Annotated in this window: 15 protein-coding genes; 10 read left to right on the top strand and 5 right to left on the bottom strand. The window is 59.8% G+C overall.

The features are described 5' to 3' along the window. The first annotated feature begins 107 nt into the window (after positions 1–107). The 5 genes from N2A98_RS21360 (at position 108) to groL (ending at position 4,730) form a co-directional block, all read left to right on the top strand. Entirely contained in the window at positions 108–1,115 is a 1,008-nt protein-coding gene (locus N2A98_RS21360) for a DUF481 domain-containing protein (RefSeq protein ID WP_044270899.1), read from the top strand. Positions 1,116–1,217: 102 nt separating this feature from the next. Then, on the top strand, positions 1,218–1,949 hold the full coding sequence (locus N2A98_RS21355) for a HugZ family protein (protein WP_275622614.1): 732 nt from the start codon (positions 1,218–1,220) through the stop codon (positions 1,947–1,949). Positions 1,950–2,015: 66 nt separating this feature from the next. Further along, on the top strand, positions 2,016–2,492 hold the full coding sequence (locus tag N2A98_RS21350; protein ID WP_275622613.1) for an FxsA family protein: 477 nt from the start codon (positions 2,016–2,018) through the stop codon (positions 2,490–2,492). A gap of 247 nt (positions 2,493–2,739) precedes the next feature. Next, positions 2,740–3,033, top strand: coding sequence for a co-chaperone GroES (locus tag N2A98_RS21345; RefSeq protein WP_003193940.1), 294 nt, complete (start codon positions 2,740–2,742; stop codon positions 3,031–3,033). Between the two features lie 50 nt (positions 3,034–3,083). Next, a complete protein-coding gene (gene groL / locus N2A98_RS21340) occupies positions 3,084–4,730 on the top strand; it encodes a chaperonin GroEL (RefSeq protein ID WP_044270906.1) in 1,647 nt (548 codons plus the stop codon). A 724-nt stretch (positions 4,731–5,454) separates the two neighbouring features. Here groL and N2A98_RS21335 read toward each other — a convergent pair. Together N2A98_RS21335 and N2A98_RS21330 are read right to left on the bottom strand one after the other, a co-directional pair. Continuing rightward, positions 5,455–6,168 carry a phosphatase PAP2 family protein gene (locus N2A98_RS21335; RefSeq protein WP_212614663.1) on the bottom strand — a complete coding sequence of 238 codons (714 nt, stop codon included), beginning with the start codon at positions 6,166–6,168 and terminating at the stop codon, positions 5,455–5,457. Positions 6,169–6,218: 50 nt separating this feature from the next. Continuing rightward, on the bottom strand, positions 6,219–8,168 hold the full coding sequence (locus N2A98_RS21330; RefSeq protein ID WP_275622612.1) for an LTA synthase family protein: 1,950 nt from the start codon (positions 8,166–8,168) through the stop codon (positions 6,219–6,221). Positions 8,169–8,369: 201 nt separating this feature from the next. Between N2A98_RS21330 and colR the strand changes: the two genes are divergently transcribed. The 5 genes from colR to N2A98_RS21305 all read left to right on the top strand — a co-directional run bounded on the left by colR (position 8,370) and on the right by N2A98_RS21305 (position 12,140). Next, a complete protein-coding gene (gene colR / locus N2A98_RS21325) occupies positions 8,370–9,053 on the top strand; it encodes a two-component system response regulator ColR (protein ID WP_003193936.1) in 684 nt (227 codons plus the stop codon). Further along, entirely contained in the window at positions 9,043–10,323 is a 1,281-nt protein-coding gene (locus N2A98_RS21320; RefSeq protein WP_003193935.1) for a HAMP domain-containing sensor histidine kinase, read from the top strand. Before colR ends, N2A98_RS21320 begins: the two co-directional genes overlap by 11 nt. A 188-nt stretch (positions 10,324–10,511) precedes the next feature. Beyond that, a complete protein-coding gene (locus tag N2A98_RS21315) occupies positions 10,512–11,192 on the top strand; it encodes a class I SAM-dependent methyltransferase (protein ID WP_003193934.1) in 681 nt (226 codons plus the stop codon). 4 nt (positions 11,193–11,196) lie between these two features. After that, a complete protein-coding gene (locus N2A98_RS21310; protein WP_003193933.1) occupies positions 11,197–11,916 on the top strand; it encodes a lipopolysaccharide kinase InaA family protein in 720 nt (239 codons plus the stop codon). Beyond that, complete coding sequence (locus N2A98_RS21305) at positions 11,913–12,140, top strand: hypothetical protein (protein ID WP_003193932.1); 228 nt, start codon at positions 11,913–11,915, stop codon at positions 12,138–12,140. The genes N2A98_RS21310 and N2A98_RS21305 overlap by 4 nt, the downstream gene beginning before the upstream one ends. 175 nt (positions 12,141–12,315) lie before the next feature. Here N2A98_RS21305 and N2A98_RS21300 read toward each other — a convergent pair whose 3' ends face one another. From N2A98_RS21300 to N2A98_RS21290, 3 genes are read right to left on the bottom strand one after another with little or no spacing between them, the layout of a single operon-like run. Beyond that, positions 12,316–13,413: a DUF1513 domain-containing protein gene (locus N2A98_RS21300; protein ID WP_032902721.1), complete on the bottom strand. Its 1,098-nt coding sequence runs from the start codon at positions 13,411–13,413 to the stop codon at positions 12,316–12,318. A gap of 2 nt (positions 13,414–13,415) precedes the next feature. Next, positions 13,416–14,480 carry an imelysin family protein gene (locus N2A98_RS21295; RefSeq protein ID WP_003193930.1) on the bottom strand — a complete coding sequence of 355 codons (1,065 nt, stop codon included), beginning with the start codon at positions 14,478–14,480 and terminating at the stop codon, positions 13,416–13,418. Positions 14,481–14,511: 31 nt separating this feature from the next. Continuing rightward, positions 14,512–15,951, bottom strand: a complete 1,440-nt coding sequence (locus N2A98_RS21290; protein ID WP_275622611.1) for a di-heme oxidoredictase family protein — start codon at positions 15,949–15,951, stop codon at positions 14,512–14,514. Positions 15,952–16,011 lie beyond the last annotated feature (60 nt).

The raw sequence follows: 16,011 nt of genomic DNA, 5'->3' as shown, positions 1-16,011 counted from the left end.
AACATGACGATGAGTATTGAACTCAATATAAATCCTTGAGTCAGTTCTAGCCATGTAACACTATAACGCCCCTTTTTTTTCGCCTACCCTGAGCCCCGTACTTGCTTATGTTGTCCAGAACCCTGTTGTGCCTTGCTGTTTTCAGTGCTTCCACGCCCTTGCTCGCCGATACCGTCTGGTTGAAAAACGGTGACCGGCTCACCGGCAAGATCAAAGTCTTCGACGGTGGCAAGTTGCTGATCCAAACCTCCTACGCAGGCTCCATCCCGGTGGACTGGAAGCAGGTCAAAACCCTGGAAAGCGACCAGGAACTGCTGGTCAAGCAGGACGCCTACACCGGTGAAAAGGCCAAATCCTTGCAGGCAGCCGATGATGGCAAGGTGGTGCTGGCTAATGGCGAGGCGCCCAAGACGGTGGAACTGGCAAGTATCCAACAGATCATGAAGCCCAAGCCTGTGATCGAAGACCTGGTGTGGAAGGGCAACGTCGACCTGGCGCTGGACTACAAGCGCGCGGACAAAGACACCAACGACTACGACATCGACTTCAAGACCTCGGCCCGTCACGGCCAGTGGCGCCATACGGGCAAGGGCGAGTACAACCGCGAGTTCCAGGACGACGTCACCACCACCGACAACTGGGCCCTGGAATACGACCTGGACCGCTTCATCACCGAGCACTGGTTCTGGCAGGGGCGCCTGACCTACAAGCGCGACAAGGTCGAAGACCTGGCGCGCCAGCGCACCGTGGGTACCGGCCCGGGCTACCAGTTCTGGGACGATGAGTTGGGCGCGTTCTCCCTCGGCTCGCTGGTCAACCGCACCGATTACGAATATGCCGACGGCGGCAAGGACAACTTCTACTCCCTGGCCATGAAGTGGAACTACAACCGCTACCTGGTGGGCAAGACCGTGGAGTTCTTCACCAATGGCGAACTGGGCAAGCCCCTGGACGGCCCGGCCGATTACTCGCTGGATGCCGAGATGGGCCTGCGCTACAAAGTCACCGAATGGGCATCGCTCAACCTCAAGGCCGAGCGTGACGTCATCAGCGGCGACTCCGACAGCAGCTTGAGCAAGACCCGCTACACCGCAGGCTTTGGCGTGGCCTGGTAAACCAGCGTCGGCCCCTCTGGCAACCTGCGCAGATATTGATTACCTTGTGTTGAGATCCATTCCCATATGCCATGGGTCGCGGAACATCCGAGGAATCCTATATTGAGCACGCAGGTTGCCAAGAACGCCCGAGAGCTGTTGCTCAAGGAATACCGTGGGGCGCTCGCCACACAGTCCAAAGCCATGCCCGGTTTTCCCTTCGGCTCGGTGGTGCCCTACTGCCTGGACGAGCAGGGCCGCCCGCTGATCCTGATCAGCCGCATTGCCCAGCACACCCATAACCTGCAAAAAGACCCCAAGTGTTCGCTGCTGGTGGGTGAGCGCGAGGCCGATGATGTGCAAGCCGTCGGGCGCCTGACCTACCTGGCCGAAGCCGAGAAGCTAGAAGACGCCGCCGCCATCGAAGCAGCTGCCGAGCGCTACTACCGCTACTTCCCTGATTCGGCCAACTACCACAAGGCCCATGATTTCGATTTCTGGGTGCTCAAGCCGGTGCGCCACCGTTATATCGGTGGGTTTGGCGCGATCCATTGGGTCGACCAGTTGACCTTGGCCAACCCGTTTGCGGGCAAGGCCGAGCGCAGCATGATCGAGCACATGAACAGCGATCACACCAAAGCCATTGCCCATTACGTCGAGCTGGGCGGTTTGCCAGCCTCCGAGCCTGCGCAGTTGGTCGGTATCGACAGCGAAGGCATGCACCTGCGCATTGGCCAATCGTTGCATTGGCTAGGGTTTGCCGAGCCCTGCAATACGCCGACACAAGTACGCGAAGCCCTGGTTTCATTGGCGCACGCCGAGGTCTGGCCGAAAAAAACCGTGGCTACTGCTTGAATTCACGCAATGGCGACGTCATCTAAGGTGAACTGGCAAGGCATTCTTGCGTTGAGGAACCATTTGATGCGCCCTTTTTTATTGCTCTTTCTGCTGTTTCCGGTGTTGGAGCTGTTCGTATTCGTTAAAGTCAGCGGTGCGATCGGTTTCTTCCCGGCGCTGCTGCTGATCATCGCTGGCTCCATGCTTGGCGTGCTGGTGCTGCGTGTCGCCGGCCTGGCGACTGCGCTGCGTGCCCGTGAAAGCCTGAACCGCGGCGAACTGCCGGCCCAGACCATGCTTGAGGGCCTGATGATGGCCCTGGCCGGTGGCCTGCTGATCCTGCCAGGCTTTATCAGCGATGTGCTCGGCCTGGTGCTGTTGCTGCCGTTCACCCGCAAGCTGCTGGCCGGCAAGATGCGCCAGCGTGCCGAAGAGGCCGCGATGCGCCAGCGTGCGTTCGCCGACGACCTGCAACCCCGTGGCGGCCCGGCTCCGCGCCACCCCCTGGGGCGTGAAGGTGATGTGATCGAAGGCGAATTCGAACACCGCGACCCTAAGTAACCGCTTCACTGGCACGGCACCTTCGGGTGCCGTGTTGCATTTACCCTTGAACCGACACAAAAAATTTCATCCTCGGCCCCTTGTAATAAGCCTGGGCGCCCTTATGTAACGGTCACCGCAAGGTTTCTGGTGGTGACATCAGACAGACTTCCGCGTCTCGCCCAGCGAGCCGCGACCGGCACCGCCGGAATTTAACCCGCCGGAATTGATACCGGCCGATGAAAAACACAATTAGGAGAGATCGACAATGAAGCTTCGTCCTCTGCACGACCGCGTCGTAATCCGTCGCAGCGAAGAAGAAAAGAAAACCGCTGGCGGGATCGTTCTGCCAGGTTCGGCTGCTGAAAAAGCCAACCACGGTGTGATCGTCGCTGCTGGCCCAGGCAAAACCCTGGAGAACGGTGATGTACGCGCACTGGCCGTGAAAGTGGGTGACAAGGTTGTTTTCGGCCCTTACTCCGGCAGCAACACTGTGAAAGTAGACGGCGAAGACCTGCTGGTAATGGCTGAGAACGAAATTCTCGCCGTTCTGGAAGACTGATTTCCTCGCTCATTTTCCCGTTACTACAAAGTATTTAAGGAATATCGATCATGGCTGCTAAAGAAGTTCTGTTTGGCGATTCCGCCCGTAAAAAAATGCTCAAAGGCGTTAACGTCCTGGCTGACGCGGTAAAAGCGACCCTGGGCCCGAAAGGCCGTAACGTGATCATCGAGAAGAGCTTCGGCGCTCCGACCATCACCAAGGACGGCGTTTCCGTCGCCAAAGAAATCGAACTGAAAGACCGTTTCGAGAACATGGGCGCGCAGCTGGTCAAAGACGTTGCCTCCCGTGCCAACGATGACGCAGGCGACGGCACCACCACTGCTACCGTACTGGCTCAGGCGATCGTCAACGAGGGCTACAAGGCCGTTGCTGCCGGCATGAACCCTATGGACCTCAAGCGTGGCATCGACAAGGCGACCATCGCCATCGTTGCCGAGCTGAAAAACCTGTCCAAGCCGTGCGCCGACACCAAGGCCATCGCTCAGGTAGGCACCATCTCCGCCAACTCCGACAGCTCCATCGGCGACATCATTGCCGAAGCCATGGAAAAAGTCGGTAAAGAAGGCGTGATCACCGTTGAAGAAGGCTCGGGCCTGGAAAACGAACTGTCGGTTGTAGAAGGCATGCAGTTCGACCGTGGCTACCTGTCTCCTTACTTCGTCAACAAGCCAGAGACCATGGTTGCCGAACTGGACAACCCGCTGATCCTGCTGGTCGACAAGAAGATCTCCAACATCCGCGAAATGCTGCCAGTACTGGAAGCCGTTGCCAAAGCCGGCCGCCCATTGCTGATCGTTTCCGAAGACGTTGAAGGCGAAGCCCTGGCGACTCTGGTTGTGAACAACATGCGTGGCATCGTCAAGGTTGCAGCCGTCAAGGCTCCAGGCTTCGGCGACCGTCGCAAGGCCATGCTGCAGGACATCGCCGTATTGACCGGCGGTACCGTTATCTCCGAAGAGATCGGCCTGAGCCTGGAAAGCGCCACCCTGGAAAACCTGGGTAGCGCCAAGCGCGTGACCATCTCCAAGGAAAACACCATCATCGTTGACGGTGCTGGCGTTGAAGGCGACATCGAGTCCCGTATCGCGCAGATCCGTGCACAGGTTGCCGAAACTTCCTCGGATTACGACCGTGAAAAACTGCAAGAGCGCCTGGCCAAGCTGTCCGGCGGCGTTGCAGTGATCAAGGTTGGCGCTGGTTCTGAAGTTGAAATGAAAGAGAAGAAGGCCCGCGTTGAAGACGCCCTGCACGCAACCCGTGCAGCCGTTGAAGAAGGCGTGGTACCTGGCGGTGGCGTTGCGCTGATCCGTGCTCTGGAAGCGCTGACTAACCTGACCGGCGAAAACGCCGACCAGAACGTCGGTATCGCTGTGCTGCGTCGTGCTGTTGAAGCACCGCTGCGCCAGATCGCTGCCAACTCCGGCGACGAGCCAAGCGTTGTGGTCAATGAAGTCAAGAACGGCAAAGGTAACTACGGTTACAACGCTGCGACTGGCGTCTACGGCGACATGATCGAAATGGGCATTCTGGACCCTACCAAGGTGACTCGTTCCGCGCTGCAGGCAGCAGCCTCCATCGGTGGCCTGATCCTGACCACTGAAGCTGCAATCGCTGACGAGCCGAAGGCCGAAGGCGCAGCTGGCGGCGGTATGCCAGACATGGGCGGCATGGGTGGCATGGGCGGCATGATGTAAGCCAGCCTTACCCGGCGCTATAAAAAGCCCCGCCTGCAGTGATGCAGGCGGGGCTTTTTTATGCACGGTTGCATGCTGGACCTGTGGCGAGGGAGCTTGCTCCCGTGACTGGCGCAGATCTCCCAGACACCCCCGCGATCCAACTGTGGGAGCTGGCTTGCCTGCGATGACGCCCTGCCAGCCGACGGCAATCTCCCTGACACCCCGCGATCCCAATGTGGGAGCGGGCTTGCTCGCGAAGGCGGCCTGACAGTCAACACAGTTGGACCGGGTACATATCCGTTATTTAGGTAACGGCCACTTAGGGTTCCGCCTGACGGCGTCTTACTTTTGAAAAGCGCAAAAGTAAGCAAAACGCTCTTGCCCCACCACTCGGCACCTCGCTTGGGCTCGGTGTGCCCGTAATCCGCCAGTGATTTGGGGGGCCGCCGCCACGCGCCATCCATGGCGCGGGGCGGCTAAACCGGCATCCCTGCCGGTTTACCCCCCAAATCCCTGTCGAATTCCGGCCAGCGTGGTTTGACGGGGCGCTTAAGATCAAAATCAAAAGCAGATCAAGAGCAGCTCGCTTCGCATCGTGGTTACCGTTGGCTTTCGCAGGCAGCCCTAATGGCTTTTTTTTAGGAGCGAGCTTGCTCGCGAAAAACTCAAAGGCGCCGCGTTCATTCAGCAAGCACGCGTTATCGTTGAAGCTTTTCGCGAGCAAGCTCGCTCCTACAGAAAGCTATGACCGTTGCCGCGCAGGCCGGTACAGCAACAAGCAGTACAGCCCCAGGCAAATCAACCAGCAAAAAATCGCTGTCCACACGTTGTGGGAAAAAAAGTGCGCCCCTTGCAGCATACGGCTGACGGAGAACACGCTGCCCAGGCTGACAGCAAAGATGAACGCGTAGCGCGCCAGTCGTGGCCGTCGATCCCGCAGGGCGAAGAACCAGGCGAACAAGGCAAACCCGGTGGCGGCATGCCCGCCGGGCCAGCAGCGGCCGGGTTTATCGGTAGGCGGGCGCGGGCTGAGCAGTTCGCTGTAGGTTTCCTGGCCGCCGAACTCCTTGAGACTCCAGGGGCATTGCACGGCGGTGATGGTTTTCAATGGCGACACGAACGCCGTCGCCATGCCCAGCGATAGCACCAGGCACACCAGTTCACGGCGGTACGGTTTGAGCCGCTGCAGGATGAAGCTGCCGACCAGGCCGAGAATCGCCAGTACCGAAAACAGGATCACCAGTTGCTTGGCACGGTCATGCAGGATGTCTTCAAGGAAAAAGCTATAGCGGCCAATGAAGCCGCCAGCCTCTGCGCTATAGAAATGCCTGGCCAGGTCCATGTCCACTGACGTCAGTTCAAGCAACAGCAAGGCTACTGCAGCGCCGGCAGGCAGGCCCAGGCACAGCCAGAAATCAAGCGGTTTGGAAACCGGTAAAGAGGAGGGGGATTTCATCTCGAACCTTGGTAAAAAAGCCCCGTGCTCACCTGCACGGGGCTTTTTGATTAGCGTTTGCTTAAGACTGGAGCCTCTTCCTTGGGCGCTTTCCAGCTCAGCAGTTGCTGTTTGTAGTCGTAACTGGCGGCCTGGTAGTAGGTGATCGCCCGTTGGATCAAGGGGTCATCGCTACCGACGCGCAGCTCCTGGCTCTCGCCCAGGGCCTGGTCGTGGCGACGCAAACCTTGGCGCGGGCTGAGGATTGCCAGGTCCTTGCCATCAAACAGACCCAGGTGCTGGTAATTGCCCACCACCACCCGTGGAGGCAGTGGGTTGTCTTGCAGCAGGTTGCGGCCAAAGAATGTCGATTCGTAGCTCAGGTTGAGCAGGCCCAGCAAGGTCGGCGCCAGGTCGATCTGGCTGGACAGTTGAGCGGATTCCCGTGCGTCGATCAGCTTGGGCGCGTAGATAAACAGCGGAATCTGGTAGTTGGTGATCGGCAAGTCTTCCTTGCCTGCGCTGCCGGCGGTGTGGTCGGCGACGAACACGAAGATCGTATTATCGAACCAGGGCTTCTGGCGTGCAGCTTCGAGGAACTGGCCGATGGCGTAGTCAGTGTATTTCACCGCGCCGTCGCGGCCCTTGCCGGACTTGATGTCGATACGCCCGTCCGGGTAGGTGTAGGGGCGATGGTTGGAGGTGGTCATCAGTTGCAGCAAGAACGGCTGTTGCTTGGCGTAATCGGCGTCGGCCAGTTTCAAGGTCTGTTTGAACAGGTCTTCGTCGGCCATGCCCCAGGCGTTTTTGAATGAGATTTCTGCCTCGGGCACGCTGCTCTGGTCCACCACCCGATAACCGTTGCCGCTGAAGAACGCGTTCATGTTGTCGAAGTAACCGCGCCCGCCGTAGACAAACACGCTGTCATAACCGATGGCCGAGAGTTGTTGACCCAGGCTGGCGAACCCGCTTTCGCGGCCGATGCGCTTGACGATCGAACGCCCCGGCGTCGGTGGAATTGCCAGGGTAATGGCTTCCAGGCCACGGTCGGTGCGCGTACCGGTGGCATAGAAGTTATTGAAGTACAGGCTCTGTTGGCGCAACGCATCCAGATTGGGCGTGAGGTTGCGCGCATCGCCATTGCTGCCCATGTACTTGGCGCTGAAACTCTCGATGGTCACCAGTACGATGTTGGGCTTGCGCAGTGTGCCGGGGTTGGTGATGGCACGGCGAATATCCAGCGGGTCCTGGTCGATAAAGCGGGCGTTGGGCTCACTCAGTTCGGCGCGCAACTGCTTGGCGACGACATCGGCCGGCAGGCTTTTGTAGAACTGGGTGTAGTCCAATTCGTTGTTACGGAACGCGGCAAAGAACTGATAGGGGCCGTTGCTGGCCAATTCGTTGTTATACGCGTTACCGCCTTGGGTGCGCGGGCTGTCCTGGCTGACCAGTTGCAGGCTGAGGCCGGCGAGCACCAGCAGGCCCAGGGCGTTGACCAAACGGCCACGCAGCGCAGGCAAGGGCGCTGCCATCGCGGCATTGAAGGGCTTGCGCAGAGCCACGCTCAGAATCAGTGCAAGCATCGCCAGCAGGCTCAGCAGCTTGCCGATCGGGTAAGACTCCAGCAGGTTGTTCAGTACCTCATCGGAGTACACCAGGTAATCGACGGCGATAAAGTTGAAGCGCACGCCAAACTCATCCCAGAACAACCATTCGGCCACCGAGGTGAACAGCATGGCGAACAGGCTGACGGTCAGCACCGCTTGCAGGAACCAGCGATGGCCACGGCGGCGCCACAAGGCAGGCGGGCAGAGCAGCAGATACAGGCCAAGCGGTAAAGCTGCATAGGCCAGGAAACCCAAGTCGTAGAGCAAACCCACGCCAAACACCGGCAACAGGTTGCCACCGACTTCATCCAGGTGAGTGATGAGCAGCACACTGCGGGTAAGCAGGAAAACCAGTAACCAAGTACCGGTAATCAACAGCAGGTAGCGCATTGGTGCAGTTTTGATAAACCCCATGTCTATGTTCCTTAGATCAATGGGGGGCGATCTTCTTCCTGAGGCTGTAGTCAGTTTGTGAAGCTATAGTGAAAAACTTGTTCGGCTCTACAAACAGTTGAAAACCTTTATCGGCGGGGCTCTGCGCTCTATCCCTGAGCCTCGCTTGGCCTTAAGCTGCGCGAGCCAACACGGCCGTTACCGCGTACGGAGACACTGCCCATGCGAATTCTATTGGTTGAAGACAACCGCGATATCCTCGCCAACCTGGCCGATTACCTGGGGCTCAAAGGCTACACAGTGGACTGTGCGCAGGACGGTTTGTCGGGCCTGCACCTGGCGGCCACCGAGCATTACGACCTGATCGTGCTCGACATCATGCTGCCCGGCATCGATGGCTACACCTTGTGCAAACGCCTGCGTGAAGACGCGCGCCGAGATACGCCGGTGATCATGCTCACCGCGCGCGACCAACTGGATGACCGGCTGCAGGGCTTCAAGTCCGGCGCCGATGATTACCTGCTCAAGCCGTTCGCCTTGTCGGAACTGGCCGCGCGTATCGAAGCGGTGTTGCGCCGTGCCCAAGGCGGCGGGCGTCGTGCCCTGCAAGTGGGTGACCTGAACTACGACCTCGATACGCTGGAAGTCACCCGCGAAGGGCGCCTGCTCAAGCTCAACCCGGTGGGTCTGAAACTGCTCGCCGTGCTGATGCAGAAAAGCCCGCATGTTTTGCGCCGGGAAGTTCTCGAAGAAGCCCTGTGGGGCGACGACTGCCCGGACAGCGACAGCCTGCGCAGCCACGTTCATCAACTGCGCCAAGTGATCGACAAGCCTTTCGCCAAACCGCTACTGCAAACCGTGCACGGTGTGGGTTATCGCCTGGCCGAGGGTCGTGATGGAGTTTAAGCAAAGCCTTGCCCAGCGGATCATCATCGCTTTCGCCTTGATGAGTGCGTTGGTGGCGGGGGCCTTCGCCGTGGGCATCATTGCGACGGTGCACCTGGTGGAAGAGAAGTTGATCTCGGCGGGCCTGGGCGGTGACCTGCAACGCCTGTTGCTGATGGACAGCGTCGAAGACTGGAGCCACCGGCCAGAGCCGGACCAGCTGTTTTACTTCAGCGGCGGGCGTGGCGATTTTGAACTGCCCAAGGATCTGCGCCATCTGGACCCTGGGTTTCATGAGGTGTTTCGCGAGGCGTTGTCGTACCACGCCATGGTTGAAGTGGTCGATGGCCGGCGTTATGTGTTGCTGCAAGACCAGAGCGATTTCGAAGAACGTGAGCGTGTGCTGTTTGCGGTGGTGCTGGTGGGCTTCGTGCTCAGCCTGGCGCTGGCGGCGTTCCTCGGCTGGGTGCTGGCCCGCAAGGTGATGGCGCCGGTGGTACGCCTGGCTCGCCAGGTCCGTCATCGTGACCAACTGTTAGGCCTGGCTCCGCCCCTGGCGCCGGATTACGCCGCCGATGAAGTAGGCGAACTGGCGGTGGCGTTCGACGCCACCCTCGGCCGTTTGCGCCAGGCGTTGTCACGCGAGCAGCTGTTTACCAGCGATGTGAGCCATGAGTTGCGCACGCCCTTGATGGTCCTGGCCAGTTCTTGCGAACTGCTGCGCGAAAACCCGGCGATCGATCAACGTGGTCGCAACCAGGTCGAGCGCATTGCCCGTGCCTGTGAAGAAATGCGCGAGCTGGTGCAGACCTTCCTGATGTTGGCCCGCGCCAAACACGACGACGCTGCCAGTTCGCCCCAGGGCAACCTCACCCAGGTGGCCGAAGACCTGCTCGGTATCTGGCGCGAGCCCATCGAGAAAAAAGGCCTGGCGTTGATCTACCTGCCGGGCAACCCCCTGGACACCCGCTACAACACCACCTTCTTGCATGCGGTGATGGGCAACTTGCTGCGCAATGCCCTGCATTACACCGAACACGGGTTTATCCGCCTGACACTGGAGCCCAGTGGCTTCGTGGTGGAGGACTCCGGTGTCGGCATCCCCGAAGAGAAGCGCGAAGCGATGTTCGAGCCGTTCGTGCGCGGTAGCGAGAAACGTGGCGAGGGCCTCGGCCTTGGCCTGTCGCTGGTGCAACGGATCTGCGAAAGCCAGGGCTGGAGCGTAAGCCTGAGCACCATGGAGCCCAATGGCTGCCGTTTTCATGTGGAGCTCAACCCAGTCAAAACCTGACCCTTCAGTCTGTCGTTTTGCTGATGCAGACTGCCTGCTTTTCGGCGAAGATGGCCCGGTGCTACTGAATGTTTCTGTAAAGTCTTGAAATGTATGCAGTTGGACAGGACAAGATTTTCACAACGAGTTGACCTGTTGATCACAGTTCGCTGCTTAAGGTCGTAGGCATCAGTTACTGGAGACGTAAGATGCCTTCCCCGATCAAGCTGGAATTTTCTGACAAGTACGACGATCAACACGCGCAGAAATATTTGCTCAAGCATCAGGACAATCTGGCTCGCCGGTTGTCCCACAAACGCGACGAGCAGTTGGCGCGCGGCGCATTGGCCATGGCCGGTGAGCCGGGCCTGGTGTTGGACCTGCCGTGTGGCGCTGGACGCTTCTGGCCGTTACTGGCCGAAAAACCCAACCGTGTGATTATCGGAGCTGACAATTCGGCGTCGATGTTGAAGATCGCCACCGCTGCCCAACCGGCAGAGGTGGTGAAACGGGTACGCCCTTTGCAGACGTCTGCCTTTGATATCGATTTGCCAGATAATTCCGTCGACAGTATTTTCTGCATGCGCTTGATGCACCACATTGGTGAGCCGGAGCACAGGCTGACAATACTGCGCGAGTTTCAACGTGTTACCCGCGACAGCGTGATTATTTCGCTGTGGGTGGACGGCAATTTCAAGGCCTGGAAGCGCAAGCGCAGCGAAGTGCGTCGTCGCAAAAAAGGTGAGCAGGAAGGTTACCAAAACCGGTTTGTGTTACCGGCTGCTACTGTCGAGGCAGAATTCGAGCAGGCCGGTTTCCGTGTTCAGGAATCCCTGGACTTCATACCGCTCTACGCCATGTGGCGAGTGTATGTATTGCGCAAGAGGTAACAGGATGGCAGTTGAGTGCGTAGTAGGCAGTCATGTAGCTCCCGAAGAACGATTTGATTTTTTCTGGCGTCAGCAAGGTGAATGGGTGGAAGAACCCAACCGTCGCCGTGGTGGTGAAAGTGGCGTGCAGCGGGTGATCAGCCCTAACGGTCGCTTGCTCTATTGCAAGCGCCAGACCGGCCACATTTACCGCAGCTGGCTGCACCCCTTTGGGCGTCCGACCGTGCTGCGTGAGCGTGATGCCCTCAAAGGCCTGCGTTTGCTGGATGTGCGTGTGCCGGAACTGGTGTTTTGCGAAGCACGTCGCGACCCGGAGCACCAATGGAAAGCCCTGTTGGTGACCGCATCCCTGGACGGTTTCGACGAGATTGAAAACTGGTACGCCGCCGGTGGCCGCCAACAGTATGGCGAGGCGGTCCACGAGCGTCTGCTGCAAGAGTTGGCCGGCACCTTGGCCCGTATGCACAAAGGCCGCTGGCAACACGGTTGCCTGTATATCAAGCACATTTTCGTGCGGGTGACCGGTGAGCCTGATGCGGCGACAGTGGAAGTGGCCCTGCTGGACTTTGAGAAATGCCGCCAGCGCCTGACCGCTTATCGGGCCGCGTCCCACGACATGCTGCAATTGCGCCGCCATTCGTCGTGGAATGATACCGACTGGAAAAAACTCAGCTACTTTTACGAGACGGCGTTTGGCAGCGCTATCAAGGGTTTAACCAGATGAAGCTAGAAATAGCACGAGGTTTGTTTCTGGTCGGGGCATTGGGTGTTGCAGCCCTGGCCCTGGCGGTATGGGAACAACCTCGTACACAAGTGTTGAGTGCGGTAGACGGTGGCGGGCAATGCCTGCTGCCACGCATTGCCAAGACGAGTGTGGCGGCCAAGCCCGACCATGAATTGCTGTTATTCATGTTCGGCATGTCTCAAGCGATGAGGCCGCAAAGTTGAAACGATTGACCCCAAAAGGGCCTTGCGATGCAAGGCCCTTTTTTGTGTCTGACACCTCAACTGTTGTAGGAGCGAGCTTGCTCGCGAAAAGCCCACAGACGATACGTTCATTCAGGATGGTCGCGTTATCGTTGGCGATCTTCGCGAGCAAGCTCGCTCCTACAGAAGGGTAATTTCAGACCAGGTGCAGGTGGTTATCCCAGAACCCCGCCGGCAACTCCAGTGGTGTTGCCAGTAACTTTTCCTGGCGGCAGTCATAGAAGCGGCAACGCCCCTGGCCGGATGTCACCACAAACCCATCCGCCACCGCGCCCACCCCCGCACAGTCCGGCAAGGGCCCATCCAGGCGCAGTTCGGCGGTGTCCATGTCCCAGATAAAAAAGCGGTTGCCCCGCGGTGCCGTCAACGCCACCAGGCGCAGTTCGCTGTGCACCGCCACGCTGGCGGTGTAATGCCCCATCGCCTGCAACTGCTCATCGGCCACCGGGAACGCCACGAACGGCTGCCCCGGGCGCTTGATCGCCAGCAACTCGGAACGCTCCTGGGACGGGCCCATGAACTGCTGCCCGGTGAGGATGGTGCCATCGCTGGCAATGCCCATGTGCCGCACGCTGTTCATCTGCTGGGCCAGGGTTTCCTTGCTGATCAGGCTGCCGTCGCGGCGCATCAGCACCAGGCTCGGCTCCATGGCATTAAGGTTCATCTCTACCCGGCTTTCGGCTTCGGTGCGAATGCCGCCGTTGGCCACGATCAGCGTCTCGCCGTCGGGCATCCACGAGACTTGATGCGGGCCGATGCCGTGAGTGGATATCTCGCCGCTGTGCACCAGCCGCTCACCTTCGAACTTATACACACCCAACAGGCCACGGCCGGGGTCGGAGGTGTCGTTCTCGGTGGCGTACAGCCAGTCGCCGCTCTTGTGGATCACCGCATGCCCATAGAAATGGCGGTTGGCGTTCGAGGTGATGGTTTGCAGCAGTCTGCCGTCGCGCAGGTCGATCAGGTAGCTCTCGGTGCCTGGGCGACGGGCGACGAACAGTGCAATCGGCAAGGTCGGGTGGTTGATGATGTCATGGCAGCGCTGGCCGACCTGGGTGGCAAATACCGGCTTGCCGTCCAGGCGATAGCCGACAGCGTAGTGCTTGCCGTCGGCATCATCGCGCGCCGACAGCAGCAGCGGGCCTTTGTCTTTGTGCTTGAACAGCGTCCAGCCACCCAAGGTGATAGCGCTGAGCAGCACGCTGCCCACCGCCAAAGCCTGTCGCCTGAGCATCATCAGTCACCGTCGTTGGCGTTAAAGCCCAGTTGTACGCCCAGCGCCTTGGCCAGTTCGCCTTCATGCAGGCGGTGGACCACGTTGAGGCTGTCGTAAATGTCGTTGAGTTGCTGGCGCCCGGCGTCGTCGTTCAACAGTTCGTTGAGGGTGCGCTGGTTGCTGGCGAACAGTTTCAGGGACGCTGCGTAGGCGGCGTCGATTTTCTCGGCCAGTGGCTTCTGGTCCGCCGGCAGCAGGCCACGCAGGCCTTTGTTATCGACGCCTACCCATACGGTTTGAGCGGCGGCAAGGCTGGCTTCCAGGCTTTGCAGGGACGACTGGCTGCGCCAGGCATCGGCCTGGAACGGTTGTGGGATGCCCTTGGTCTGGCGGCCCATCGGGGTGCCGAGTTTTTTCTTCAGGGTGTCCAGGGCGGTCACTTGCACGCGCAGCAGGTCGGCGATGGCTTCGTGGGAATCAGCGTAGCGCTGGTTCGGAAACTTGGTCATCTGCGCGAGCATGCCGTCGGTGCTGTTCCAACTCGCCAGGATCTCTTCGGCCAGGACTTTCTGGCGTTCACCGATCGCCATCAGCAGCGGGCAATAGCGCGCTTTCTGGGCGTCGTCGGCGACGTCGGGCTTGGCGTCGTAGAGAATGTATTCGTAGGCAGACAGGCCTTGCACCACCACGCTGGATTTCGCCAGGGCCGCGGCGTCGATCTGCGGCTGGGCGCTGACCAGTTGCTCGACCTGACGGCCTACCAGGTTCTTCTTGTCTGGCCAGAATTGCACCTGCCACGCCCGGTTGCCTTCGGCCAAAGGGCCGATCAGCAGCGGTTGCAACTCGGCCCAGGCTTTTTGTGCGTGCAGGAAGTCGGCGCGGGCGGTGTCCAGGCTTTCCTTGCCTTGGCAGTAGGCCAGGGCGCTGACTGCCAGTTGACGGTCGGCCTCAACCCAGCGGCTGTAGGTTGGCAGGATCACTTGCTTGGCGATGGCCGCCGAGGTCACCGCTTGCGGGTCTTGGGGCGAGCAAGCGCCCAAGGCCAGGGCGGCGAGGCTGGTGAACAACAACTTGGGACGAAACATGTCGAGCTCCCTTCTGTAAGTGGGGCAAAGCTTATAAAGAATTCAGGAACGCCAGCAACGCGGCACGTTGCTCGGCATTGAACGACAACACATGTTGCTGCGCCGCTTGGGCTTCACCGCCATGCCACAGCACGGCTTCAAGCAGGTTGCGGGCGCGGCCGTCATGCAGGAACTGGGTGTGGCCACTCACGGTTTGCGTCAGGCCGATGCCCCACAGCGGCGGGGTGCGCCAGTCGCGGCCGGTGGCTTTGAATTCGCTACGGTTGTCGGCCAGACCTTCGCCCATATCGTGCAGCAGCAGGTCGCTGTAGGGGCGAATCACCTGGTTGGCCAGTTCAGGTTCGGCGGCATTGGCGGCCGTGGTGAACGTGGGCTTGTGACAGCCCTGGCAACCGGCCTGGTAGAACAGGTTCTTGCCGGCCAGCACTTGCGGCGTATCAACGTCCCGACGTGCGGGCACTGCGAGGTTGCGGGTGTAGAACAGCACCAGGCGCAGGATGTTATCGCTGACTTCCGGTTCACCCTCGGGGCCATTGCCGTTGGGCGCCTGTTTGCAGGCCACTTGGGCGTCGGTGCAGTCATCGAAGGGTCTCAGGGACGTGGTGAGGCCCATATCACCAGAAAACGCGTGAACGTTTTGTTGATTGAGGTTGGGCTGTCCGGCTTTCCAGCCAAAACGCCCGAGGACAGTTTTGTTCTGGGCGTCATCCCAGACCCAATTGGCGCGGCCCACGATGGCCTCTTTGTCGGCGGTCTTGGGGTTAGTGTTGCGCAGGATATCGGCATCGCTGATCGCTTCGAGCAGGCCCAGGCCGATCATCGGCGGGGCGATACGCGCCGAGAAGCGTGTGTCGGGGTGCATCGGGCCGTAGCCGAGTTGGGTGATTTGCAGGTCGGGCTTGCGCAACTCGACCAGCGTGCCGTCCTTGAACCTGACGTTGACCGGTGTGTAGTCAACCCGCACCTTGCCTTCCGGCGCGACGCCGGGCACGGCCATGTCCTGGAGTTGCCCGCCGTAGACGGGCTCGGGCACCACGCCGATCTGTTCGATGAGCTTGGCGTAGGCTGGCTGCTCTGCAATAGAGGGATGGATGGACAGGCGCACCAGCATCGACACGGCATTGGGCGCGTCAGGCAGTGGCGGGTGGCCACGGCCATCCTTGATATGGCAGTTCTGGCAGGCGTTGGTATTGAACAGCGGGCCCAGGCCATCGCGCGCCGTGGTGGTGGACGGCGCAATCACCCACGGGTTGCGAAAGAAACTGTTGCCGACGCTGAAGTCCAGGCGCCGCGTGGGCGCCAGGTTGGCCGAGGGCAGGGAAAAGGCGTTCTGGTCGCGCTTGTTTACCGTCGCCGCGCCACCGGCCCGCGATTCACCCGGCTCTGCTTTGGTGAAGCGAGGGGCGTCATCGCACGCAGTCAGGCTTAAAGCCATCAACGCTGCTGGCAGGTATAAAAGCGCACGGAACATCGAGATTCCTGGACGAGGGCAGAAAATTAAGGCGCAAAGTCTAACAGGGCAGGGCAGATT

Origin of the sequence: Pseudomonas sp. FJ2-5-13, from assembly GCF_029201605.1 — a bacterium.
GTDB lineage: Bacteria > Pseudomonadota > Gammaproteobacteria > Pseudomonadales > Pseudomonadaceae > Aquipseudomonas > Aquipseudomonas lactis.
This window is presented reverse-complemented; position numbering and strand designations above follow the sequence as displayed.

What these genes read in the sequence shown, in the direction of transcription:
- N2A98_RS21360 (WP_044270899.1), top strand. Translation starts at nt 108, where the DNA reads ATGTTGTCCAGAACCCTGTTGTGCCTTGCTGTTTTCAGTGCTTCCACG.
- N2A98_RS21350 (WP_275622613.1), top strand. Translation starts at nt 2,016, where the DNA reads ATGCGCCCTTTTTTATTGCTCTTTCTGCTGTTTCCGGTGTTGGAGCTG.
- N2A98_RS21345 (WP_003193940.1), top strand. Translation starts at nt 2,740, where the DNA reads ATGAAGCTTCGTCCTCTGCACGACCGCGTCGTAATCCGTCGCAGCGAA.
- groL (WP_044270906.1), top strand. Translation starts at nt 3,084, where the DNA reads ATGGCTGCTAAAGAAGTTCTGTTTGGCGATTCCGCCCGTAAAAAAATG.
- N2A98_RS21335 (WP_212614663.1), bottom strand. Translation starts at nt 6,168, where the DNA reads ATGAAATCCCCCTCCTCTTTACCGGTTTCCAAACCGCTTGATTTCTGG.
- N2A98_RS21330 (WP_275622612.1), bottom strand. Translation starts at nt 8,168, where the DNA reads ATGGGGTTTATCAAAACTGCACCAATGCGCTACCTGCTGTTGATTACC.
- colR (WP_003193936.1), top strand. Translation starts at nt 8,370, where the DNA reads ATGCGAATTCTATTGGTTGAAGACAACCGCGATATCCTCGCCAACCTG.
- N2A98_RS21320 (WP_003193935.1), top strand. Translation starts at nt 9,043, where the DNA reads ATGGAGTTTAAGCAAAGCCTTGCCCAGCGGATCATCATCGCTTTCGCC.
- N2A98_RS21315 (WP_003193934.1), top strand. Translation starts at nt 10,512, where the DNA reads ATGCCTTCCCCGATCAAGCTGGAATTTTCTGACAAGTACGACGATCAA.
- N2A98_RS21310 (WP_003193933.1), top strand. Translation starts at nt 11,197, where the DNA reads ATGGCAGTTGAGTGCGTAGTAGGCAGTCATGTAGCTCCCGAAGAACGA.
- N2A98_RS21305 (WP_003193932.1), top strand. Translation starts at nt 11,913, where the DNA reads ATGAAGCTAGAAATAGCACGAGGTTTGTTTCTGGTCGGGGCATTGGGT.
- N2A98_RS21300 (WP_032902721.1), bottom strand. Translation starts at nt 13,413, where the DNA reads ATGCTCAGGCGACAGGCTTTGGCGGTGGGCAGCGTGCTGCTCAGCGCT.
- N2A98_RS21295 (WP_003193930.1), bottom strand. Translation starts at nt 14,480, where the DNA reads ATGTTTCGTCCCAAGTTGTTGTTCACCAGCCTCGCCGCCCTGGCCTTG.
- N2A98_RS21290 (WP_275622611.1), bottom strand. Translation starts at nt 15,951, where the DNA reads ATGTTCCGTGCGCTTTTATACCTGCCAGCAGCGTTGATGGCTTTAAGC.